The organism is Agrobacterium sp. Ap1 (assembly GCF_017313375.1).
Classification (GTDB): Bacteria; Pseudomonadota; Alphaproteobacteria; order Rhizobiales; family Rhizobiaceae; genus Neorhizobium; species Neorhizobium cellulosilyticum.
In genome coordinates, this window is record NZ_JAFLMY010000002.1 from 1 (window position 1) to 21,924 (window position 21,924).

General features: G+C 56.9%; 28 protein-coding genes, 2 tRNA genes and 5 pseudogenes. 24 read left to right on the top strand and 11 right to left on the bottom strand.

The features are described from left to right. The 3 genes and pseudogenes from JZX87_RS03380 to JZX87_RS03390 form a co-directional block, all read left to right on the top strand. A pseudogene (locus JZX87_RS03380) lies at positions 1 to 189 on the top strand (glucose-1-phosphate thymidylyltransferase RfbA); the annotation flags it as partial. 372 nt (positions 190 to 561) lie between these two features. Beyond that, positions 562 to 1,656 carry a hypothetical protein gene (locus tag JZX87_RS03385; protein WP_206823927.1) on the top strand — a complete coding sequence of 365 codons (1,095 nt, stop codon included), beginning with the start codon at positions 562 to 564 and terminating at the stop codon, positions 1,654 to 1,656. A 175-nt stretch (positions 1,657 to 1,831) separates the two neighbouring features. Beyond that, a pseudogene (locus JZX87_RS03390) lies at positions 1,832 to 2,884 on the top strand (IS3 family transposase). A gap of 647 nt (positions 2,885 to 3,531) precedes the next feature. Here JZX87_RS03390 and JZX87_RS03395 read toward each other — a convergent pair. Next, positions 3,532 to 3,765, bottom strand: a pseudogene (locus JZX87_RS03395) (IS3 family transposase); the annotation flags it as partial. 446 nt (positions 3,766 to 4,211) lie between these two features. On the opposite strand from JZX87_RS03395, the gene JZX87_RS03400 reads away from it, so the two are divergent. The 10 genes from JZX87_RS03400 to JZX87_RS03445 all read left to right on the top strand — a co-directional run bounded on the left by JZX87_RS03400 (position 4,212) and on the right by JZX87_RS03445 (position 11,203). Then, positions 4,212 to 4,970, top strand: a complete 759-nt coding sequence (locus JZX87_RS03400; RefSeq protein ID WP_206823928.1) for a winged helix DNA-binding protein — start codon at positions 4,212 to 4,214, stop codon at positions 4,968 to 4,970. A gap of 20 nt (positions 4,971 to 4,990) precedes the next feature. Further along, the gene (locus JZX87_RS03405) at positions 4,991 to 5,371 is read left to right on the top strand and encodes an HNH endonuclease (protein ID WP_206823929.1); all 381 of its coding nucleotides are present in this window, start codon (positions 4,991 to 4,993) and stop codon (positions 5,369 to 5,371) included. Further along, a complete protein-coding gene (locus JZX87_RS03410) occupies positions 5,365 to 5,670 on the top strand; it encodes a hypothetical protein (protein WP_206823930.1) in 306 nt (101 codons plus the stop codon). Before JZX87_RS03405 ends, JZX87_RS03410 begins: the two co-directional genes overlap by 7 nt. 208 nt (positions 5,671 to 5,878) lie before the next feature. Further along, complete coding sequence (locus tag JZX87_RS03415) at positions 5,879 to 6,109, top strand: hypothetical protein (RefSeq protein WP_206823931.1); 231 nt, start codon at positions 5,879 to 5,881, stop codon at positions 6,107 to 6,109. Between the two features lie 231 nt (positions 6,110 to 6,340). Next, a complete protein-coding gene (locus JZX87_RS03420; RefSeq protein WP_206823937.1) occupies positions 6,341 to 7,564 on the top strand; it encodes a phage major capsid protein in 1,224 nt (407 codons plus the stop codon). 126 nt (positions 7,565 to 7,690) lie between these two features. Next, on the top strand, positions 7,691 to 7,876 hold the full coding sequence (locus JZX87_RS03425) for a hypothetical protein (protein ID WP_206823939.1): 186 nt from the start codon (positions 7,691 to 7,693) through the stop codon (positions 7,874 to 7,876). Between the two features lie 79 nt (positions 7,877 to 7,955). After that, positions 7,956 to 8,318, top strand: a complete 363-nt coding sequence (locus tag JZX87_RS03430; protein WP_206823941.1) for a gene transfer agent family protein — start codon at positions 7,956 to 7,958, stop codon at positions 8,316 to 8,318. Further along, positions 8,318 to 8,722: an HK97-gp10 family putative phage morphogenesis protein gene (locus JZX87_RS03435; protein ID WP_206823943.1), complete on the top strand. Its 405-nt coding sequence runs from the start codon at positions 8,318 to 8,320 to the stop codon at positions 8,720 to 8,722. Before JZX87_RS03430 ends, JZX87_RS03435 begins: the two co-directional genes overlap by 1 nt. An 85-nt stretch (positions 8,723 to 8,807) precedes the next feature. Continuing rightward, positions 8,808 to 10,502, top strand: coding sequence for a phage tail tape measure protein (locus tag JZX87_RS03440; protein ID WP_206823945.1), 1,695 nt, complete (start codon positions 8,808 to 8,810; stop codon positions 10,500 to 10,502). Then, the gene (locus JZX87_RS03445) at positions 10,499 to 11,203 is read left to right on the top strand and encodes a hypothetical protein (protein WP_206823946.1); all 705 of its coding nucleotides are present in this window, start codon (positions 10,499 to 10,501) and stop codon (positions 11,201 to 11,203) included. The genes JZX87_RS03440 and JZX87_RS03445 overlap by 4 nt, the downstream gene beginning before the upstream one ends. A gap of 24 nt (positions 11,204 to 11,227) precedes the next feature. Here JZX87_RS03445 and JZX87_RS03450 read toward each other — a convergent pair whose 3' ends face one another. Then, positions 11,228 to 11,749, bottom strand: coding sequence for a hypothetical protein (locus JZX87_RS03450; protein ID WP_206823947.1), 522 nt, complete (start codon positions 11,747 to 11,749; stop codon positions 11,228 to 11,230). A 192-nt stretch (positions 11,750 to 11,941) separates the two neighbouring features. Then, positions 11,942 to 12,484 (bottom strand): hypothetical protein, encoded by a 543-nt coding sequence (locus JZX87_RS03455; RefSeq protein ID WP_206823948.1) that lies wholly within the window; start codon positions 12,482 to 12,484, stop codon positions 11,942 to 11,944. A gap of 308 nt (positions 12,485 to 12,792) precedes the next feature. Between JZX87_RS03455 and JZX87_RS03460 the strand changes: the two genes are divergently transcribed. From JZX87_RS03460 to JZX87_RS03475, 4 genes are all read left to right on the top strand, one after another. Continuing rightward, the gene (locus tag JZX87_RS03460; RefSeq protein WP_206823949.1) at positions 12,793 to 13,041 is read left to right on the top strand and encodes a hypothetical protein; all 249 of its coding nucleotides are present in this window, start codon (positions 12,793 to 12,795) and stop codon (positions 13,039 to 13,041) included. Further along, positions 13,038 to 13,268 (top strand): hypothetical protein, encoded by a 231-nt coding sequence (locus JZX87_RS03465; RefSeq protein ID WP_206823951.1) that lies wholly within the window; start codon positions 13,038 to 13,040, stop codon positions 13,266 to 13,268. The genes JZX87_RS03460 and JZX87_RS03465 overlap by 4 nt, the downstream gene beginning before the upstream one ends. Then, on the top strand, positions 13,268 to 13,480 hold the full coding sequence (locus tag JZX87_RS03470; RefSeq protein ID WP_206823953.1) for a hypothetical protein: 213 nt from the start codon (positions 13,268 to 13,270) through the stop codon (positions 13,478 to 13,480). The genes JZX87_RS03465 and JZX87_RS03470 overlap by 1 nt, the downstream gene beginning before the upstream one ends. Positions 13,481 to 13,562: 82 nt before the next feature. Next, positions 13,563 to 14,567 (top strand): tyrosine-type recombinase/integrase, encoded by a 1,005-nt coding sequence (locus tag JZX87_RS03475; RefSeq protein ID WP_286194136.1) that lies wholly within the window; start codon positions 13,563 to 13,565, stop codon positions 14,565 to 14,567. 32 nt (positions 14,568 to 14,599) lie between these two features. Here JZX87_RS03475 and JZX87_RS03480 read toward each other — a convergent pair. Beyond that, positions 14,600 to 14,689: transfer RNA gene (locus tag JZX87_RS03480), tRNA-Ser, on the bottom strand. A gap of 234 nt (positions 14,690 to 14,923) precedes the next feature. On the opposite strand from JZX87_RS03480, the gene JZX87_RS03485 reads away from it, so the two are divergent. The 7 genes and pseudogenes from JZX87_RS03485 to JZX87_RS31735 all read left to right on the top strand — a co-directional run bounded on the left by JZX87_RS03485 (position 14,924) and on the right by JZX87_RS31735 (position 17,615). Continuing rightward, on the top strand, positions 14,924 to 15,094 hold the full coding sequence (locus JZX87_RS03485; RefSeq protein ID WP_206823963.1) for a hypothetical protein: 171 nt from the start codon (positions 14,924 to 14,926) through the stop codon (positions 15,092 to 15,094). Positions 15,095 to 15,208: 114 nt separating this feature from the next. After that, positions 15,209 to 15,463: a TraM recognition domain-containing protein gene (locus JZX87_RS31200; protein WP_286194137.1), complete on the top strand. Its 255-nt coding sequence runs from the start codon at positions 15,209 to 15,211 to the stop codon at positions 15,461 to 15,463. 17 nt (positions 15,464 to 15,480) lie between these two features. After that, positions 15,481 to 15,591, top strand: a complete 111-nt coding sequence (locus JZX87_RS31730; RefSeq protein ID WP_353654159.1) for a hypothetical protein — start codon at positions 15,481 to 15,483, stop codon at positions 15,589 to 15,591. A gap of 103 nt (positions 15,592 to 15,694) precedes the next feature. Continuing rightward, positions 15,695 to 15,955, top strand: a pseudogene (locus tag JZX87_RS31205) (antitoxin). Further along, positions 15,952 to 16,356 (top strand): annotated as a pseudogene (locus tag JZX87_RS03495) (type II toxin-antitoxin system VapC family toxin). Before JZX87_RS31205 ends, JZX87_RS03495 begins: the two co-directional pseudogenes overlap by 4 nt. Positions 16,357 to 17,028: 672 nt before the next feature. Beyond that, a complete protein-coding gene (locus tag JZX87_RS03500) occupies positions 17,029 to 17,271 on the top strand; it encodes a hypothetical protein (protein WP_206823966.1) in 243 nt (80 codons plus the stop codon). Between the two features lie 131 nt (positions 17,272 to 17,402). Beyond that, positions 17,403 to 17,615, top strand: coding sequence for a tyrosine-type recombinase/integrase (locus tag JZX87_RS31735; protein WP_206823967.1), 213 nt, complete (start codon positions 17,403 to 17,405; stop codon positions 17,613 to 17,615). 70 nt (positions 17,616 to 17,685) lie between these two features. Here the strand turns inward: JZX87_RS31735 and JZX87_RS03510 are convergent. The 7 genes from JZX87_RS03510 to hisD all read right to left on the bottom strand — a co-directional run bounded on the left by JZX87_RS03510 (position 17,686) and on the right by hisD (position 21,870). After that, a tRNA-Phe gene (locus JZX87_RS03510) sits at positions 17,686 to 17,761 on the bottom strand. A gap of 540 nt (positions 17,762 to 18,301) precedes the next feature. Further along, entirely contained in the window at positions 18,302 to 18,520 is a 219-nt protein-coding gene (gene yacG, locus JZX87_RS03515) for a DNA gyrase inhibitor YacG (RefSeq protein ID WP_183823354.1), read from the bottom strand. Positions 18,521 to 18,593: 73 nt separating this feature from the next. Beyond that, on the bottom strand, positions 18,594 to 19,214 hold the full coding sequence (locus JZX87_RS03520; RefSeq protein WP_183823352.1) for a Maf-like protein: 621 nt from the start codon (positions 19,212 to 19,214) through the stop codon (positions 18,594 to 18,596). A 26-nt stretch (positions 19,215 to 19,240) separates the two neighbouring features. Beyond that, the gene (gene infA / locus JZX87_RS03525; protein WP_004435948.1) at positions 19,241 to 19,459 is read right to left on the bottom strand and encodes a translation initiation factor IF-1; all 219 of its coding nucleotides are present in this window, start codon (positions 19,457 to 19,459) and stop codon (positions 19,241 to 19,243) included. A gap of 142 nt (positions 19,460 to 19,601) precedes the next feature. After that, entirely contained in the window at positions 19,602 to 20,093 is a 492-nt protein-coding gene (locus JZX87_RS03530; RefSeq protein WP_246435966.1) for an arsenate-mycothiol transferase ArsC, read from the bottom strand. A gap of 1 nt (position 20,094) precedes the next feature. Then, the gene (locus JZX87_RS03535; protein WP_206823968.1) at positions 20,095 to 20,568 is read right to left on the bottom strand and encodes a UPF0262 family protein; all 474 of its coding nucleotides are present in this window, start codon (positions 20,566 to 20,568) and stop codon (positions 20,095 to 20,097) included. Positions 20,569 to 20,571: 3 nt separating this feature from the next. Further along, the gene (hisD, locus tag JZX87_RS03540; protein WP_206823972.1) at positions 20,572 to 21,870 is read right to left on the bottom strand and encodes a histidinol dehydrogenase; all 1,299 of its coding nucleotides are present in this window, start codon (positions 21,868 to 21,870) and stop codon (positions 20,572 to 20,574) included. Positions 21,871 to 21,924 lie beyond the last annotated feature (54 nt).

Genomic DNA, 21,924 nt, shown 5'->3' on the forward strand with positions numbered 1-21,924 from the left:
TTCGTCGCGACACTCGAACGCCGCCAGGGCTTCAAGATCTGCTGCCCCGAGGAAATCGCATACAGAATGGGATTCATTGATAAAACTGGGTTCAAGAGTCTGGCAGACGGCTATGGAAAAAGCGCATATGGTACATACCTGAAAGAACGAGTGTTGGAAGACCTTGAATCAATCAATATTGGTGGTTAACCGCTTTCAGACAGCTCGCCCATCGGCTTCGGGCTAAGGCAGGTTTCAGATTGCTACTCAGCCCGCGTGACATTTCAGCCACTGCCAGTATGTTGACAACCAAATCGATATGACAATGTATTGGCGGGGTGGACTGAGATAGGATTCCTCAAGCTTTTTAACGACATCGACCATTGTCCTAATTTGAGGAATACAAATAAGATATTGACTTAGACGTGACGGCAAAGGTGCCGGGTCGAAGAGAAACAACGCAGCGAAATTGGCCGAGTTCGTGGCAGAAGAGTCGAGAATGTATCGTCTATGGGCCTCCCGGGGTGGGGGATTACTTTTGCGGGAAACCGTGCCTGAAAGACTTGTTCCAGGGACATTGGCGTGAAACAAGCTCAAGGCTTGATCGAGCGTGTTTGCTATCGATTGTTGAGGCCGCCCCGGCCACGAAACCCCTGGAATGCAAGTGAGATACAGGAAGTGTCTCGCATCATTGTCATAGGGAAATTTCCTAATCCGACTTTCGACTATTACTTTGCCGCTCGGCTAGCCATGCCCGGCATGCCTCCAGTCGAACTTGTAGATATACGAGATAGCTCGCGTCCTTCCGAGGCAGACGGATCTTTGGTGATTATTGTTCGTTACACTTCGGTTGCACTGGCGCGTTGGATTCGAAGGCATAAACGTCAGCTCGCTGCAGTAGTTCTGTTCGTCGACGATGACATTGCAGCAGCAGTAATGTCTTCGGAAGCCACTCGTGGTTACCGTTACAGGCTACTTACGCAATCAATTTTACCACTCAATGTGCTTATCGGCTCAGTTGATGAAATTTGGGTCTCTACAGAGATGCTAAAGCAACGCCTCGCATTTGCCGCACCTCGATTACTTCCGCCTGCGCCAGGGGTGAGTGCGATCTCACCAGCTGTTCCGGTATCTTGCCATTTGAGCAATCCAAAAACAGTGACGATAGCCTACCATGCAACGGCCATTCACATGGAGGAACACAACTTCCTCATGCCTGTGATTGAGGCTGTTTTGAAAGCAAGACCGTATGTGGTGTTTGAAGTTATAGCGGATCGCCAGAATGCGGATCGGTGGAAGGAGCTAGCCGACAACAGAATCATCATCAAACCGCCTCTATCGTGGCAAAGTTACTTGCAGGACCAGACGAAGCAGATTGATATAATGCTGGTTCCTGTGGCGCCGTCCCGGCTAAATCAATGTCGCGCTGACACTAAGCGAATTGATGTCGTACGAGTGAATGCGGCTGCGCTCTTGAGCGACTGCCCTGCATTCAGGCCGGCGGAAGAGGGAGAACGCCTTTTGCCATATGAGAGAGAGATCTGGATCAGCCATATTCTATCTCTGGTAGACAATCACAGTGAGCGCGCAAACCTTGCAGATGCTACGAGGCGACGCGTTGTGGCGATGCATCAGCGGGCAATCGGTGGCCTACCTCTTGTTTCGCTTTCCGGGTAGGCCGTCCGTCGTTGCTCGATAACATAACATGACTTTAACTATAGAGGTGTGTCTTAGCCATAATGTTTGATAATGCTAAGTAAGTTAGGGCGTCACTATTGGACCTGTGGTGACCTGAGCCCCTGAACTTCCTCCAGATTTTGGTAGAGTCCGTCGTATCAAGGAGACGGACGGAATGAAGCATTCACGGTTCACGGACGAGCAGATCATCGGGATATTGAAAGAGCAGGAGAGCGGCATGCGGACGGCCGATGTCTGCCGCAAGCACGGGATATCTGAGGCGACCTTCTACAAATACAAGGCGAAGTTCGGCGGCATGGAGGTATCCGATGCCCGCAAGCTGAAGGCTCTGGAAGACGAGAACGCCAAGCTGAAGAAGCTGCTGGCCGAGACCATGCTGGACAATGCCATTCTGAAAGATGTCGCTTCAAAAAAGTGGTGACGCCCGATGTGAAGCGGGATGCTGTGGCTCATGTCTGCAAACAACATGGGGTGAGCCAGCGTCGGGCGTGTGAGGTTCTGTCCGTTGATCGGTCGAGTGTGCGATATCGTAGCATTCGACCGGATGACGCTGATATCCGTGAGGCAATGAAGCTGGTGGCGTCCGAGCGCCGTCGTTTCGGCTATCGCCGCATCCACGTCATGCTGGGTCGGCAGGGCATCATCAGGAACCTGAAGAAACGGCGGTGTCTCTATCGCGAAGAAAAGCTGACGGTACGCAAACCTATGGACGCAAACGGCTTTGGGGACGAGACGCCCTCTGGCGCTGCCCTCACGCGCCAACGAGCGCTGGAGCTTGGATTTCGTCAGCAACGACTTCACCCGCGAATGCCTAGCGCTGGTCGCCGATACGTCGCTCTCAGGCCGGCGGCTTGCGCGGGAACTCGATGCTGTCATCGCCCAACGAGGGAAGCCGCGAACGATTGTCTCCGACAATGGTACGGAGATGACCAGCATGGCCGTTCTGGAATGCTGCCAAAGCACTCACGTCGAATTGCACTATATCGCACCGGGCAAGCCGATGCAGAACGGTTTCGTCGAAAGCTTCAACGGCAGCTTCCGTGACGAATGCCTCAACGAAACACTGTTCTCGTCACTGACGCAGGCGAGGATCGAAATCACAGCATGGAAGGAGGACTACAATCGAAACAGACCACACTCTTCACTGGGCAACATCACACCCAGTGAATTCGCGATGAAAATGGCTATGGAAAAACAGGCCGCATAAGGCCAAATTGAAAACTCAAGACTCTCCTGAAAACTGGAGGGACGGTGGGTCTCAGGTCACACCCGCTAACTTTAAACTAATTCTTATGAGGCAGCACGAAGCGGGCGGTTCGAGAGTTCCTGCGAACGAGATTGCTTGGACCGCAGATATGGTTCCGGCAATAAACTTTGCCAGTTCGATGCAGTACATTGTCTCTCGTGAGAAAAAGTCGGGGCGCCTGTATACGCTCACAGACGCAGGGCGAGAGGCTATAGGCCTGCCTTCGAATAAGCTCACACTCGCCCGAGCATTCAGAATGACCTTGGGCTTCGGGAAGTAGCGAATCGGTCTGAGCCTTGCGCCATACCAATTAAGGGCCTCCTGATCTAACATCAATCACATCAGGGTAAGTTCATGCTCCTCACAGACCGGCACCGCCTCGTACTGCGCACCTGGTCGCTGCGGCTTATCGAAATCGCGGCCGCAACTGACCTCATCCCAAAACGTCGTGTCCCTCGTCTCCGACTGGCTTCCGTGGTGGCTTAGCACACGGCCACAATCGCAAGACAGGCAGCCATTGCAACAACCTACCAGCAACCAGTTGTTCTTGCTTCATCAGGCGCTGAACAACCGTTTCCGAGATTAGCAAGCTCTGCCTGGCCAGCGACGCCTGTAGTCCGATAGCCAAGCGTACTCATCGTCGCAGAGATGAAACGATCATGGGTTCGGTAATGCTCAAGTGCCGCCTGCTTCTGACTCTCGGAATATTTAGGCGCTCGAGCTGCCGGCTGAACACGCAGCTCGAGATGCGGTACGTACTCGCGGTACCAGCCCCTCAGCGCATTCTTGGTGGGATAACCCAACTGGCGAATGGTCACATTAAGTCGCTTGCCAAACCGGATATAGAGCTCAACGGCTCGAAGTCTATCTGCGTAGGAATACTTGGACTACCTCCTGGTGGTTCAAGTTTTCGCCGCACCCCGCCGAGTCAGTTCTCAGTGACAATCAACACCGTTATGGGAGTAAGCATCTACGGTGAAATAATTATTTTATATAGCCAAAACATGAAGCAATGGCGGACAAGGTGGAAGCGCCCCGAACATTATTTGCCAAGATGTTACTGGCCCCAACAGCCATATTACACCCATTGAAAAATCTGGCGATTTAGGCGGCGTTCCCAACAAAATTGAAGTTGCGGCCGACTGGCTTTCTCGCAATCGTCAGGGCGTTCGCGGTCCCTTGCTTCCGTTCCTCCGCCGGACCTTTGATCTCGACGTGATTGAGGCGATCGACGCGTCGAAACGAGCGCATGAGATCGAGTACGGCCGCGCGCCAGTCCGGTAGTCTCATGAGCAAGGTCGTCAACCTCAACTACTTCGCCGCCCTTCCAGGCCGTGCGATTACCGACAAAGACCTAACAGGGCTGCAGCTACGCATAATCGCGGTAGTGGCGGCGCACGACCGCATGGGCCGTAACGGCCAGTGCTGCTGGGCCGGTCGAAAGGCGATGGCCAGTAGGGTTGGTTGTACCGAAGGCAGCTTCAGTGAGGCCATGACGGTCCTCGTGAAGCGTGGTTACATCGAAGTTGAACAGGACACCGAGGACGCTCGCAGGCGGGGCTATCGAGTGATGTATCAGGCCGAGCAAGACGCGGCCGGAATGGGCTTCAAACCATCCTTGAATAGGTCGGCAGATACCGACCCTTCTGGGGGAGATAGGTCGGCAGATGCCGACGCTTCCAGCGGAGATAGGTCGGCGAAAACCGACCAAAACGCATACGGGCAGCGCAAGAAAGCTCAGATAAATCAGATGATTAGAAGCGCTACGCGCAAACCTAATATATTCCACGAAGTGGAAGAAGATATCTCCCTGAAGGAAAATACTCCTCCGAAGAGTAGGGCTTTTGAAGCTGAAAATCCGCGATCGCAGATCATCCGGCATTGGTTCGGCAAGGACGGAATGCACGACGGCTTTGAGCTGCTGAAAGTCCTATCCAACCTCAAGTGGCAAGAACTGATTGGGCTTTGGAGGAAGGGCGATTTGACCGACCAAATTCGCGATGCAACCTGTGATTACGCTGAGCGCTTGCGGGCGTTGGCGGATTAGCTGACCGGAAAGGAAAACCGATGGCACCTAGACTGAAATCACTTCCGCCCCGCTTAGCGCCGATGCCTTCTCGGCTTGGCACGGTGGCACCTGCTAACCGCAAGGAGGCGGAAACGCAGCGCACCCGTCAGCGTGACCAGGATGATCCATCCCGCAAGCTTTACAACAGCCGCAAGTGGCGGGCGCTCCGTGATGAAGTTTACATCCGAGACAACATGACCTGCCAGAAAACCGGCGTGATCCTGCTGGGCAAGCATCCAGCCCCCAACAGCCCTGTAGCCGACCACATCGTTCCACATCGTGGTGACCCCGCGCTCTTCTGGGACAAGAGCAATATTCAGACCGTGAGCAAGGCTTACCACGACAGCCAGAAACAGCGCGAGGAGAGGGCAAGATGGTGAATGGTATGGAACTCGCCAGAGCTGGCATCGCCCAGCTGGTGATCTCGCTGGAGAACGAGGGTGCCACCGTTCGCGAAGTGAACACGATGCTTTTGAGCGCAGCCATGTGGCGTTGGATTGAAGAGCTTGGAGAGGAAGGCGTTCTTCACGTGCTTCACTGCGAGATAAACCAGATCGAGGAAGGCGCATACCGCGAAGACTACGTGCCTCCAGAGGCACGCATGCTCGACGAGGAGGAGGCGAAACGAGCGCGCTCTAGGCTGACAGTTATCGAGGGAGGGGGCGGGTCGAAAGTCTAGGAAGCGCTCGGTTTGTACACCCGCGTCCCCCACATCCAGAGATTTTTTTTCCGCCAACCCTCAATTTTAGACCGACATCATGCGGCTGCTGAAAAGACTGGCGGAAATAGCTTAGACAAAACAATCGGATAGGCCACTAGCCCAGCCGCTCGGCGGTGATTTTTCCCGAATTAAAAACCTTTAATTTATCACAACGAAAGGACTGACCATGACTGACCATCCTGCAAACATCGACGCCCGCGTTGCGCGTTCCACTGCTGTCGCGAGGGCGGTGGCAAACCTCGGAGACAAACTCGGCTACGACGCCGATATCGTCTTTGAGGGGGCGGTGCGCGGCGCGGCCGCCCTCATGCTGGCGCGCGGCGCAACTCCCGCCGACGTAGCGAAGCTGTTGGAAAGCAGCGGGCGTCTGATTGGGACGCTTGACCAGAATAATTAACCATGCCAGTTTCGCGCTGTTCCTGCTTCGCCTTCTCTCCGGCGTGTCTTGGCGACAACTTGCATGACGGACTCTGCAAGGCTGGGCTGACGAAGCATCGAACAGCGCGCATGACGGACTCTGCGCGGACAGGCATGCCGGACGCTGCCTCCGAGATTTCCCCTTTTTTCGATCAACACCCGACGTGTGTCTGCCGATATGTGGCGACCCGTCGCCATTTTGGAGGCCGCTATGTCGGTTCATTCCCGCCCCCGCGCCGTTATTGGCGCATTGCGTGCGCAGTCTGGCCCTGCCCAGGTCATGGCTGAAATTCAGTCTGCGTTTGAGGAATTCAAAGCGCATCACAATGGTCATCTGGACAATGCTCAAAAAGCCATCGACGACATCAACGCCAGGATGGCGGCGATCGGTGCGAACGGCTCGGGCTCAGGCGCAAGCGCCAGCGACGGCCCGCCGTCTGATCCTGCATACACCACAGTTTTTTCGAGCTGGTTTCGTCATGGTCACGCCGACGATCAGCTTCGCGCTGCAAATCGGGAGGGTGGCCGCCAGCAGATCCACGCAGCAATGAGCGCTGGTTCCGCCTCGGATGGTGGCTATCTGGCCCCCATCGAATGGGATCGCAAGGTTCTGAAGAAATTGGCCCTCGTCAGTCCCATGCGCCGCATCTCCCAGGTGGTGCTTACCACCGTGCGCGGCTATCAGACGGTTTGGAATGGAGGGTCGTGGGGGTCGGGCTGGGTAGGCGAAACCGCTGGCCGCCCTCAGACGTCGTCGCCCACGCTTTCTCCGCTGACCTTTGCCGCAGGCGAAGTCTACGCCATGCCGGCAATTACGGCTCAACTCCTTGACGACGCCGATTTCGACGTGGACGGCTGGCTTGCCGGTGAGCTTGCTGGCGAATTCGCGAAGCAGGAGGGCGTCGCCTTTATCTCCGGCGACGGCGTGAACAAGCCGCAAGGCCTTCTGACCTACGTCACTGGCGCGGCTGCGGCAGCGGTGCATCCCGGTGGAGCTATCACCATTGGCGTCAGCGGCTCTGCGGCGGCTCTCACTCCGGACGGTCTTATTGACCTAGTTTTCTCGCTGCCTGCCCCTTACCGGCAGGGAGCTGTGTGGCTGATGAACTCGAAGACGCTTTCTTCCATCCGGAAGTTCAAGGATGCGGGAAACAACTACCTCTTCCAGCCCTCGCTCGATCTCGCGACGCCTGACCGGCTGTGCGGCTATCCCATCGAGATCGATGAGAATATGCCCGACATTGCCGCTGGGAATATCCCGATTGTCTTCGGAAACTTCCTCCTCGGCTATGTGATCAATGACCGATTTGGCGTCCGCATTCTTCGCGACCCCTACACCAACAAACCCTACGTGAACTTTTACACGACCAAGCGCGTCGGCGGCGGTCTGCGCGATCCGAATGCCTTCCGCGCCTTGAAGGTGGCCGCAAGCTAACGAACATCGGGCGGCCGGACTTTCCGGCCGCATCGTTTTTCCAAGAAAGGAATGACCGTGAAACCGATACCTAGAGCAATTGTCAGCGCAAACTCGCACATGGCTCGCCCGAGCACTGACAGTGACATGTCTCGCACCGAGATCGTTCGCGGCCTCGAAAGGACGCTTATGGCATCTGGCGCGACGCGCAAAGAGGCGCGCGAGCGCATCGATCTGATAGCGCGAGCGCAGGCCGTCACGCCTTTAGACGCGCAAAAGTCCGACGATCTCTCTTTTGATCTGAGCGGGCTGCTGGCAACCATCCGCCCGTAGCAAGAGGAGATCTGCCGCCATCTTGGCGGCGTTTCTCATGACAGATGCATATGATCTCCAATCAGAGGGCGAGAGCCACATGAACACGACGAAAAATCACGCCTCGATCACCGAATTTTTCGGCGATGCGGAATATCCTCTCTGCCTCACCTTCGCCCTTGCTGCCGAGTGGGAGAAGCTGCGGGAGCGCAGTTTGAATTTCACGTTCGCCTGCATGGTCGAGACTCGCGCCGCGCAGCTCCTTGACGTTCGGGAGGTTGTGCGGCTTGGCCTTATCGGCGGCGGGATGGAGCCGCGCGAGGCGCATGAAAAGGTGCGGGTGTATGTCGAAAATCGGCCCCTGGTCGAGGGTATGGCCGTGGCGCTTTCCGTCATGGAGGCGTTTCTTTTTGGCTCCGACGAGTGGCGGGAGGCCAACCCGGCGCGGGATGTGGCCGCCTGATGGCGCGCGGCTACGATACAGCCGATTTCAAGCGCCGACTTAGAAAGCTCCCCAAAGTGATGCGGAGGGAGCTTTCGGCGGCGTTAGAAAAGGACGCCGACGAGTGGGTCAAGGTATCGAAGATGCTTGCTCCGCGAGATCCGGAAGACGGTACGCCGCTTGCGGACAGCATCCTGCGACATGGGACCGAGACTGGCGGCCAAGTTGTCCGCGCGGGCGGTGAAACTACAACGAAGCCCAGCGCTGGCGGCCCTTTCGATTATGCTGTCGGACAAGAGTTCGGCACCCAAAATGGCCCAAGGCAGCCGTTCTTTTGGCCTGCCTACCGGCTGCTGAGAAAAAAATTCACCAGCCGCCGGCGGCGTGCCCTGTCGAAGGCAATCAAGGAAATCAGTGATGGCTGAACCTGTTCTCTATGCCCGCATGGAACTCCGCGTGAATGAAGCGGAGAAGCGCCTTGCTCGCTTCGAAAAGTCCGTCGACAAGAACATGTCGGGCGTCGAGCGCCGTACCAAAAAAGCGGCTACGACCATGCAGTCGTCTCTGGCGGGGGCATTCAAGAATATCGGTGCGGGGTTGCTTGCTGGTGGGGCAGTCGCTGGTGTCGCGGGCCTCGTTGGAGGCTTCCGCGAGATCGCGTCCGGACTGGCCGAGATCGGAGCTGAGGCATCACAAGCTGGATTGTCTGCTAAGGCGTTTCAGGAGCTGAAGTTCGTCGCTGACCAGAACAAGGTTAGCGTTGACGCCCTCACGGACGGCATGAAGGAGCTTAGCCTTCGCGCCGATGAGTTTATTACGACCGGTAAAGGGTCGGGAGCTGAGGCATTCCAACGCCTCGGCTATACGGCCTCAGAACTGGCAGAGAAAATTCGCGATCCCTCGGCACTCTTCACTGAGATTATCGGCAAGCTCGGGCAGCTCGACAAGGCGGCGCAGATCCGCATTGCGGATGAAGTTTTCGGTGGGACGGGCGGCGAGCAGTTCGTGAAGCTGATCGCGCAGGGCGAGCGCGGTCTTCGGGATCAGATCAAGGCGGCAAACGACCTTGGGATCGTCATCGACGATCAGGTGATAAAAAAGGCGGCCGAGGTCGATCGGCAGTTCAACCTTATCGCCACCACCATCGGAAGCAACCTGAAGGCCGCCGTCGTCGAGGCCTTTTCTGCTCTGGCGCAGTTCATCGACGCTTACCGAGACGTGCAGAACCAGTCGAATATGACCCTCGACAACCGCATTGCTGATCTGGGGATGAAGCGTCTCGACATCGAAAATCAGATCCTGGAGACGAAAAATAACGGCGCTCTTCTGGATCGAAACCGCACGAAGGCTCTCAGCGGATACAACGCCGAACTTGCCAAGATAGCTGCTGAGGAGGCCGCCCTGGTCGACGAGCGTGGTAATCGCACAACGCTTGAGCCGATTGTTCTTCAGAGTGAGGACAAGCCATATGCTGGCGGGAACCCCGTGCCGTCCTCAGGCGGATCGAAGCGGGAGAGCGAGTATCAGCGGGCGACCGCGGCCCTCCGCGAACAGATCGAGGCGATGCAGGCGGAAACGGACGCGCAGCGCAGCCTAAATCCCCTCATTGAGGATTACGGTTTTGCCGTCGAGAAGGCGGCAGCGCAACAGGATCTCCTCAATGCCGCGAAATCGGCTGGCCTGACCGTAACGCCGACGCTAGCGGCAGAGGTCGATAAGCTATCCACAGCCTACGCGAATTCGGTTGTCGAGGCCAAGCGACTCGCTGAAACTCAGGATGAGGTGCGGCAGCGTGCAGAGGAGGCGCGGGCTTTCAACAAGGATCTGACGCGGGGCCTGATCGATGGTTTTGTCGAGGGTCGAAAGGCGGCCGATGTTTTCGCGGACAGCCTCAGAAAGATCGGTGATCGCTTGCTCGACATGGCGCTCGACAATGTGTTTTCAGCCAAGAGTGGCGGAGGTGGCGGCCTGCTAGGTGGCTTATTCAAAGCGATTGGCTTTTCCAAGGGGGGGTATACCGGAGAGGAGGGCGTAAACGACGTTGCGGGGGTTGTTCATGGCAAAGAGTTTGTCGTGAACGCCAAACAGACGGCAAAGCATCGTGGCCTCCTGGAAGCGATCAATTCGGGCATGGGTTTCAAGAGTGGGGGCTACGCCTATCCGGGCGGCGGCGTGGTTGGATCTGGAAGGGGTATTACGGAATGACGGGTATCTGCATTGCGCGGTTCGATGACTATGTCACCATCTTGAGTGACGGGGCGGCTTACGACGACGAGGGAGTCATGCAGGAGCTGCACTGCAAGACCCGGTGCCTTCCTCATGCCAGGATGATTTATGCTGTGAGGGGCAGCGCCGGTTCTGGAGAGATGGTCGATTATGTGCTTGGCGCACGGGCTGTGAGCTTCGACCAGGTCATTGCATCGGCCGAGGTCAATATGGGCGAAGTTGCCGTCAGGCTGTTCCAGGCGGGACTTGAGATTAACTGCGGCCTGTTTCTTGGCGGTTATTCGGATGAGCGAGCGGCCTGGGAAACGTACCATGTCTTCATCAGGGGCGAAAATCCATTCGCTCTCGTGGAAGGGTCAGGTACGGTCACGACATGCCCGTGGTTTTTTGCTGACCCATGGCCGTCCGAGGATGAGCTTTTGTCTGCTGGTTTGCTGCAGGATGGCAAGATCAGCTTGTCTGCCGACGACGATGGTCTTTCGTCCTTTATGGAAGCGGTTCGACGCACACCCTATCAGCTTCACCTTAGCGACGAGTCGCCAGTTGGCTATGGTGTTGGCGGTTTCATCCTTCGTACCGATATCACCTCGGATGGGACTTCGCACCGCCTCTTGAGGAGGTGGCCCGACATGATCGGGGAGAAAATCGATCCCTTCAAGGAAGACGCTACGGCCGCTTAGGTCGCAGATCATTCCACATCGGTATCAGGCGTGTGCCTCAAACGCCTTTTTCACGGCTATTCTTACTTTTGCAACGCTCTTACGAGGGGCCCAGTGGTTGCGACCGAAAGTATCAACAAACCCCACATCAACTATGTTCTCATCTCGCAGCCCCTCATGAAGAATGACGAAATAGGCGGCAAAGTCTTCTCCCACCTGTATTTTCTTCGGCAGACCCCCGCTAAATGGCCCGAGGGTGTAATCTTTTTGAGCTGGAAAGTTGTGAAGAGGATTTAGGATCATGTGCTGAAACTTGCCAAGCCTTTTGGTCCTCGATCTCCCTATGACCATATGACGTGTGACGTCGCCGGGGCCGTAGTTAGTCGCCTGAAGCAAAAGCATGTTGTGGTTCGGTTCGCCTTGCTGCATCAATATATTCGAGCTGAATGTTACGCGGACCTTTGCTTTCGGGTAGATGAACTTTGACCAAACATTCCAAATAAAGCCGGCGGCCGACACGACGAACGAACACAAACTAATCACCAGAGCCCAATCAGCCGTCGTCATTGTTCAACATCCCCTGCTGGATCGCGATAGTCAGCCATTTATTACCCTCCGGGTCTGCAAATTTGCGTACCCAATAGGTCGGCAGATGGCGACCTATCTAACGTTTCAGTTCGCCAACTTGGCGACTTGAAGCAGCAGCGGTCAACTTGTCCGCCGCTGGTTGGATACCGATAAGTTAGAGCTTATCGGTAGTCAGGAATCGATGCTCTTTCCCTTTGGGAAATTCCCCTCAACGCTGATCGGCGCGTTTTCACTGACCTCGGCCATCGCGTTGCGGAAGCTCTCGACCAGCTTCGCCGCGTCGTCGAGGTTTTCGCTTTCGCGGTATGGGCGCGTGAGCTGCGTCACCTCGGCCGACCGCATGATGAGCTGCCGGAATGGCTCCAACAGATCGGCGGAAATCATCGTCGCAAGCTTGGCGCGTTCCTCCACGTCCAAACGATCATCTTTCAGGATGTCGTAAAGGCGATCAATCACAGACGCATAGATCTGGCCCGCGCTCTCGATTGTCGTGTTGAGATCATCTGAAAGCTGATCGAGGTTCATACCCATCTGGCAAAGGCGGCGGATCGCTTCGCCTTTGGTCCTGATGCGGTTTTTGAACCCCCAATCGTCAATCGCCTCCACCTCTGAGGGGGCCATCAAGATATGAACGTGCTGCGTCTTATTTTCTGGTTTCTCTATAGCCATTAGCGCCCCACGATTTCCCGTTTCCTCCCACACCTGAACATTCATGACAATATGAACATATCCCGTTGACACTGAACTTCCATCAGTTCATGTTTACCATGTTCAATATGAACATATGAGTCGAAAGGCACTGATGTGGAAGCGAAGACAATCAAATTTCAGCTGATGTTGGAGCCATCGTTGGCTGCGGCGCTGGACGATTGGAGTTGGCGCAACCGCGTACGATCGCGCGCCGAGGCCATCAGGCAACTCGTCCGCAAAGAGCTATCTGAAAATGAGGCAGAAACGCAAAAGGGCTCAGTCACGGCGTAGGAACCGACTGAGCCCTTTTCCTAACCCAAGAAGGTCAAGTAATGCAAAAGACCCATACACCGAAGTTGGCCCAGAACGCAAGAGTCTCGGTCGGTGAAGATGCTGTCGATCTTATCGAATGTGCGAACAAGATCGATGATGCCTCCGATTTCCTTGAGGGCCTGTACATGGCCAGCGAAGCGGTCAGCCACGAACATCGCGCAGCGCTCAAAATCGTCATCGGTGCGGCGATTGGTTGCCTCAATGAAGCGCGTGCCTCGCTTATGGTGGCCGAGGAGGCCGCAGTATGAGCGCCCATCTTCGCCAGCAACATGACGCGATCGACCACCTCAACGAGGCAAGCGCAATCATGCGTATTGCAGTTTTGGCTGCAGACAGCTTTTCCGCAACGCCAGGCGAGGAGCATGTGAAGGTTCTTTGCGACATCGGTCGAGCGATCGACGGCAGTCGCCGTCTTACCGAACTGGCTGTGCTTCTCCTGGACGATGTGTCCGACAGTTTGAGGGATATGCCATAATGGAAAACCAGCCCGCCGCAGCCCGCCGCTCGCGGTCTGTCGGCATTCGCCAGGCCGACATTGCTCGCGCCATCCGTGGCGCTATGCAAGCCGGTATGCAGGTGAGCGAGGTCATCGCTACCCGCGACGTCATCCGCATCCTCTCGACGCCCTCCGGGGCGTCGTCAGCGTCTGTCGACAACTCATGGGATGAGGTTTTGGACAATGGCTAGGCGCTCACGCACGGCGCTGCCGAAATACGTCTATCCTCACCGCGACCGATACGGAAACGTGCGGCCTCGGTTTAGGAAAGGCTTGTTCTCAACCTACCTTAAATCGCCCTTTCCGTCCGACGCCTTCGACGAAGAATATCAGGCGGCGCTGCGCAGCGAGAAATCTGCGCATGGTGAGATCGGCAAGGCGCGGACCAAGCCCGGCAGTATGGCCGCCCTGGTGGTTTCCTACTACGGATCACCGGAGTTCAAGGGGACTGCCTCGAGCACACAGTCGACCTATCGAGGGATCTGCGAGAAGATTCGCAACGATCATGGCGAACGCATCGTGAGGGAGCTGCGCCGGCAGCATATCGTTGCGATCCTCGGGAAGATGAGCGCAACGCCGGCCGCTGCCAACAACTACCTTCGGATGCTTCGCATCCTTGTCCGTCACGCAGTTAACATCGAGTGGATCACCCGAGATCCGACGCTGAAGGTTAAAGGCTATAGCAACAAGACGGACGGATTCCATACGTGGACCGAGAGTGAAATCGGCCAATTCGAGCGGTATTTCCCTATCGGGACAAGGCCCCGGCTAGCCATGGCGTTGATGCTCTACACAGGACAGAGACGCGGCGATGCCGTCGCCCTCGGTTGGCAGCACGTTACCGGGCAGCGCATTTCTGTAGTCCAAAGCAAAACGAAGACGCGGCTTGCGATCAAGATGCATGCATCATTGATCGAGGCGCTGGCCATGGCTCCTAAGGGCAGCGATACTTTTCTGCTGACAAGCTTCGGAAAACCTTACAGCCCCGCCGGGTTCGGCAACTGGTTTCGCGAACAGTGCGACGCGGCCGGATTGCCTCAATGTTCATCTCACGGCCTTCGGAAAGCGGCAGCTCGTCGTCTTGCTGAGGCGGGCAATGGGGCGAACCACATAGCCGCGGTGACAGGGCACCTCACGCTCAAGGAAGTCGAGCGCTACACCCGCGCGGCAGATCAAGAAAAGATGGCAGATGCGGCCGTCGACACGATGCCGGAAAGATCCGACCGGCAAACGAAAAACTCCCAACAAAACGAGATTGTTGGGAAAATCGACGCTTAAGGAGCTGAAATGATTACGGAAAAAAATGAGAATGGCGGACAAGGTGGGATTCGAACCCACGGTACGCTTTCACGCACACACGCGTTCCAGGCGTGCGCCTTAAACCACTCGGCCACCTGTCCTTAAGGATGTTCTGTGTCGCAGCGGACCCAAAAACGTTGGAACGGCGCGATATATACCTATGAATTTAAAAGGATCAACCGATATTTGAGAAATATTTCACTTCAGTGATCGTTTCTCCAGAAAAAACAAACTGGAGGGGGAGGAGGCTGGTCAGCCCCCTGCAGGTCAAGACGCTACATCGATGGATCGATGCTGTCAGCCTGCAGGTCTCGGATATCGCAGAGGACGCTGGCATGCTGACCGATGCTCTCGTGTTTGATGAGTCGGGCATGGAGGAGACGCGCACTGGAACCAGGAAGCAAAGGATCGCCGGGCCGATGATCCTCTTGATCGTCGCAACCGGACTTCGCTTTCACCGATTTGAAGGGGAGCGCTTCCACCATGTTCCTCGTCCTGCCGCCTGATCGGCTGCCGAACTTTCCCATCGGCTGCGGCTGCTTACCACCCAGAGACTGACCAATATGGCGCGAGATAATTCCGTACCCGCCTGAGCTCTGCTCCACCCCGTCGAACGCGCCATGGGAGTGGTGGCTGGCTACGGTGTGCAGCTATGGCCGATCCTACAGGATATTCACCAGTTGCGCGCCACCTATGTCAGGAGCGCCGGCATCCTGTCGAATGCCGACGTATTACAGGTATTCGGGATCAGCGATGTCGAGACGGCCGAGCTCATCGGCAAGGCAATCGGCAAGAGGCCGATGCTGTCTGCAGCATCAAGTCCAGGAATGAAGGCAAGACCTCGCCGGCACGGCACATCTCCGCCCGTGATCTGATCAATCCGGACGAGATCATGCGGCTCGTCGCCGATCGAATGATCCTGCTTCGCTATGGGCAGCGGCTGGTACGGGCAAAGAAGCTGCGGTATTTCGAGGATGTTGAATTCAGAGGAATGTTCGGCTGAGAGCGACAAAATTGCGCGAGGCAGAGCGATGATGAACGACCATATTGAATTTGACCCGAATAAGAGCATATACAATTCATTATATCCTTTTGGAAATCAGAACATGCCCCATATCGCGCGCGTGTTTCAGTCGGGCAACTCCCAGGTCGTCAGGCTCCTCAAGGAGTTACGGTTTTCGGTTGATCGCGTCGGGATTACGCAGGAGGGTGACGCCCTGATCTTGCGGCCTCATCCCGGTGATTAGCCCCGATGGGGCTCCCTGCAGGCTGCCTTGTCTCGTGGTATGAGTGGCGATTTCCTCTGCGGAGGGGGAGAACAGCCTGAAGCCCCTGATCGCGCCGATCTCGACGACGTCTTCCGCTGATGACCTACGTCCTCGACACCAACGCAGTGATTGCCCTCATTGGGCGCAAGTCCGACATTCTCGTCAATCACATTGGCCTGTGAGCCAGGCACGGTAGCGATCTCCTCGGTGATCGTACACGAGCTCTACTATGGCGCCGACAAGAGCAGTAAGGTCGAATATAATCTGGAAACTCTTCGCTTGATGCTCGCGGATTTCCCAGTTCTGGAACTCGACCAGAATGACGCGGTGGAAGCGGGTGCGATATGTGCGGGCCTTGCATTGAAGGGCTTCCGATCGGCTCATGCGATGTCTTGATCGCGGGGCAAGCCAAGGCTCGCAACCTGACGCTTGTCACCAACAATGTGAGGGAATTCGATCGTGTGGACGGTTTGGTGATCGAGGACTGGTCCGTGCCGTGAGTTTCGGCTGCGGCTGATCGTGAGGCAAACTGGAGAGTCCGGCGCCAGACGCCGGCCTCAACCGGCCGCATGCCGAGATACTGGTGCGACGATGGACGGTAAGGAGCGTTCAGCATGGCGGCGGCCCATTGCGGGCGTGGACGCGGGAATTCTCGTTCTGCACGGCCTTCGCATGGACAATTTTTGAAGGACTCGCCAATTTGGGCCAAGTCGTCCAGTGCGATTGCAAAAATATCGCGCCAAGTTCCCGCGCCAATCGTCACCGGCGTTGAGATATGTGCTTCGGCGGCGAGATTGAGAGTCAAGTCGATGAGGCAATTCTAAACCCTCTCGATCAGAAAGGGGTTAATGAAAAGCGGATGAGCCAAGCGGGAGAGCAAGTGCAAAAGTCTGGCAGATCTTTCGTTATAGCTCTCCTTCGGTCGGTGCTCCTACGCCCGAGCGATTCGGGAGCGTATCGACAGCCTGAAATTTCAGCCCTTTTCGTTGTTCATCGAATCAATCAGCTCCTCCCGCCCAAGGAGGCAAAGCCAGGTACGCTCGGTACGCTGATCAAACGTTACCGGGCAAGCCCACGTTTCCAAAAGCGAGTTCCTTGTACCGGTGCCGAGTATCAGATGGTTTTCAATTGGCCTAAGCCATAGAGGACGCGAAGCTTGATCGGTTTACTCGTTGTTCGGCACAAAAATCCCTGACAAGGCAGAGCAGGCTAACAAGTTTCGCTTTGCCAACAAGGTTCGTTCGGTTCTGCCGCTGATTTTAAGCTGGGGCTTGGAGTACGAGTACGGACTTGATCCCCAGGATGCGCTCGCATTGCCGCGTAGCGCTGTCACTTGCGCAGAGATTAATACTCGCCGTAACAAGCTGGACAGCCAGTGTATTTCCCTCTCCTCCAGTCTTTATCCGATGCGCTGAAAAGCTCCGTCAAACATGATGCAATCACTCTGTGCGCAAACAGCCGCGGGCGCTCCTGGACCTGCAACGGACGAACTGGCACGGGTTAACGCGAAATCGAGAAAGAGAATAAGATCCAGCCCGGGCTAACATTGAAGGGCCTACGGCATACGGTCGGAACGATCCTGGCGGAGATGGGATACGATCATGGTTCGATCGCTTTGATCCTGGGCCACGCCACTGAGACTATGGCGAAGCACTATTCCCGCAGAGCCGATCTAACAAAAAAAGCTGAGGCCACAATGAATAGCTTGGCGGCTGAAATGAACATCCGCAAAACGAAAGTTATCAAACTCGACAAGTAAATCTGTCAAAGTTGAGAAAGTCACGACTACGAAATTTACGGAAAAAAAAGCCAAAATCAGTGAGGTGAAATGGTGCCCGGAGGCGGATTTGAACCACCGACACGCGGATTTTCAATCCGCTGCTCTACCAACTGAGCTATCCGGGCATCCGAGGCTTATGTTAAGCCTGCCGGTCGTTTGAGACCGTCCGGAGGATGTAACCCCCGGGAGCGAGCGGGGTTATAACATCTTGTTCGGCCATGTCCAGCACCCCGAACGACTTTTTTGACAGGTTTGCGAAAATTCCGAATTTCCCTGCAGAATCAGTTGGAAAAGGGTGGCGTGTGGAGGTCGGAGGCGGCTGCTGGTGTGGATAATTGCCAAATCCTGCCGGGATGGCATGGTCTGCGGGGAGTGTGTCTCCCGAAAGTGGCCGCTGGTTTTGGGGAACGGAAACAAGACGTCAAAGCGTCGTGAGCGCGTCCGAATGGCGGCGATGCGTTTCGTCGTCCGCAGGGCAAGCTTCTGCCGGTTTTGGAAAGGCGGATCACGCGATAGCGGCAGGTGCTGAAGCCAGTCGGCGATCGAAGGCGAAAAGGCTCAGGAAGAACAGACGCCGCTGTCGGGGGGGGCAGGGGCGCGGATGGCATAGGTAGACGTTGAGGGCAAACAATGCAGCAGACGTTCCTGGCCTTAACTACGAGCGATTATTCGCGACCCTCCAGATCATCATCCGCCTTGCGCTCGTCGTCGGCCACTGGAATGGCGTAGGAGCCTTTCAGCCAGCGCGACAGGTCGAGCGTGCGGCAGCGTTCGGAGCAGAAGGGATAGTCTTCGCGCGAGGAGGGCTTGCCGCATTCCGGGCAGGGCCGGGCTTTCCTGAGCGGCTCGACCTTGCCGCCCGTCTTGATCGGTTCGGATGTCATGGGAGCAACTCCTTTTCGTCAAATCATTTGAGCAACGCGGGCAGAACGGCTGTCGCGCCTGCAAAGCCTGAAATCAGGCTTCGGGCCAGCCCTGTGCCACATCGAACCCTTCGCCGGAAAGCAGCGTCGTCACATCGTAGAGCGGGAGCCCGACAACGTTAGTGTAGGAGCCGGAAAGCTTCTGCACGAATGCGCCGGCAATGCCCTGAATGGCATAGGCGCCTGCCTTGCCGCGCCATTGGCCCGATGCGATGTAATTGTCGATCTCGCGGGTCGAAAGCCGCTTGAAGCGCACCTTCGTCTCGACCACCTTCTGGCGGAACTGTCCGCCGGGCGTGACCAGGCAGATGCCGGTATAGACCCAGTGGCCGCGGCCGGACAGAAGATGCAGCGCGGAAAACGCTTCTTCCGTATATTCGGTCTTTTCGAGGATGCGGCGGCCGACGGCAACGACCGTATCGGCCGACAGGATATAGCTGTGCCGCCAGGTCGGGTCGTCCTTGATCGCGCGATAGGCGGCCTCGGCCTTTTCGCTCGACAGCCGACGAGCGAGCGAGCGGGGATGCTCGGCACGCTTCGGCGTCTCGTCGATATCCATCGGCATGAGCCGGGCCGGCTCTATGCCGATCTGGTTGAGAAGATCCAGACGGCGTGGCGAACCCGATGCCAGTATCAGCTTTTGCTCAAGCGCCATTTCAGGCCTTACCCCGCCGAAAAAAACTACTTGAAGCGATAGGTAATACGGCCCTTGGTCAGGTCGTAAGGGGTCATTTCGACCAGAACCTTGTCGCCGGCGAGAACGCGGATACGGTTCTTGCGCATGCGGCCAGCCGTGTGGGCGATGATTTCATGTTCGTTTTCGAGCTTCACCCGAAACGTCGCATTCGGCAACAGTTCCGTGACAACGCCCGGAAATTCAAGGACTTCTTCTTTAGCCATTTTATCGGTTTTCTTTCTGTCTAAGGTCGGGCAGGCAGGAATCTTCGTCCGCCGCCTCGAAATTTGCGCGGAAACTACACAATCGCGTCCGGTTTGTGAACCACGCCTAATAGCTATTCTTTTACATGCACAATTTCGCCGTTCAGCCGCTTGCCGGCGGCGCGCGCCTGATGGGTTTCATTCGTTTGTCGATCAGCTTCCAAAGATGGTCCCGCACCTGGCGATAGGCATCCAGCCGCTGCTCGCGCGTCCCCGTCACCACCGTCGGGTCCATGGTCGGCCAGTAGACCACATCCACGGCATGCGAACGGGTCAGTTCCAGCGCCGTATGATGCGCTTCCGGCGCAAGCGTGACGATCAGATCGAAGAAGTCGTCTTCGATCTCCTCAAGTGTGCGCGGCCTGTGCGGACGCTTGTGGTTGAGCGAAAGCCCCACTTCTTCCAGAACGACATCGACAAAGGGATCAGGCTCGCCGGAACGTACACCGGCCGACTGTATATATATATCGGGTTGCAGCAGGCTTTTCGCAATGGCTTCGGCCATCGGCGAGCGGATCGAATTCTGCCCGCACATGAACAGGATCGCCGTCGGAATGCCGATTTCCTGTTTCCGGTTCGGTGCGTCGGCGGTCATCTCAGCCACGCCAGTAGAGAACACAGACGAGCGTGAACAGCCGCCGTGCGGTGTCGAAATCGACGCCGATCTTGCCGTCCAGCCGGTCCATCAGGGTTTGCGAACCTTCGTTGTGAATACCGCGGCGGCCCATGTCGATCGCTTCGATCCGGGATGGCGTGGCGGTCTTGATCGCCTCGTAATAGCTCTCGCAGACCATGAAATAGTCCTTGATGATCCGGCGGAACGGCGTCAGCGACAGGATATGGGTGGCGACATTCTGATCCGTTTCCGTCGTGATCGTCAGCACCAGCCGCGCATTGACCAGTGAAAGCCGAAGCTTGTACGGCCCACCTGCATGGCCGAGCGGGGTGAACGAGTTTTCCTCGACCAGATCGAAGATCGCGACCGCGCGCTCATGTTCCACGTCGGGGGTGGAACGCCCGATCGAGTCGTCCAGAACGACATCGCAAAGACGAAACTCCCCCTGGCCCATCCGTCAATCTCCGGGGTTGAGGCGAATGGAGACGGAACGGGCATGCCCGTCCAGCCCTTCGGATTTGGCGAGCGTGATCGCCGCCGGGGCAAGCTGCCTGAGCTGTTCTGCGCCCAGACGCAGGATTGATGAGCGCTTGACGAAATCGAGCACGCCGAGGCCGGACGAGAAGCGCGCCGAACGCGCCGTCGGCAGAACATGGTTCGATCCGCCGACATAATCGCCGATCACTTCCGGCGTATGGCGGCCGATGAAGATCGCGCCTGCATTGACGATACCGGGCATCAGCGCATCCGGATCGGCAACCGCGAGCTCCAGATGTTCGGCGGCGATGCGATTGGCAAGCGGCAGCGCGCTTTCGAAATTCTCGACGAGGATGACGGCGCCGAAATCGCGCCAGCTGGCGGTGGCGATGTCCGTGCGCGACAGTGTCTTCAGCTGCCGTTCGACGGCGGTTTCCACCGCTTTGCCGAAGTCTGCGTCGTCGGTCATCAGGATCGACTGCGCGCCTGCATCGTGCTCGGCTTGGGCGAGAAGATCGGCGGCGATCCAGTCCGGATCGTTATCCTTATCCGCGATCACCAGAACTTCCGAAGGGCCGGCGATCATGTCGATGCCGACCGTGCCGAAAACCTGGCGCTTGGCAGCAGCCACATAGGCATTGCCGGGGCCGACGATTTTTGCGACCGGCGCGATTGTATCGGTGCCATAGGCAAGGGCGGCCACTGCCTGAGCGCCGCCGACGCGGTAGATTTCGGTAACGCCGGCGATCCGGGCTGCAGCCAGAACCGCGGGATTGATCTTGCCGCCGCCGGCGGGCACGACCATCACGAGGCGCGGGACGCCGGCAACTTTGGCCGGCACGGCATTCATCAGCACCGAGCTCGGATAGCTTGCCGTACCGCCCGGCACGTAGAGACCGACCGCCTCGATCGCCGTCCAGCGAGACCCGAGACCGACGCCGATCGCATCCTCGTAGATGTCGTCCTTCGGCATCTGGCGGGCGTGGTGTTTTTCGATACGCTCGGCTGCGAGCTTCAGCGCATCGATGACGGCGGCATCCGTTTGAGCGATCGCAGCATCAACTTCAGCCTCCGAGATGCGGATACCGTCCTTCGCCAGATCAACGCCGTCGAAACGGGCGGAATAATCGATAAGTGCCGCATCACCGCGGGCGCGTACGTCGTCGATGATGGCCTTGACCACGGCATTGACGTCTTCCGAGACCTCGCGTTTGGTCGACAGAAACGCCTTGAACTGCGCTTCGAAATCGTCGGATGTCTGTTCAAGCCAGAGTGCCACGCGGGTCGTCCTTCTTATGTCCTGCCATCATCGGGCCGGACACACCCACATTGG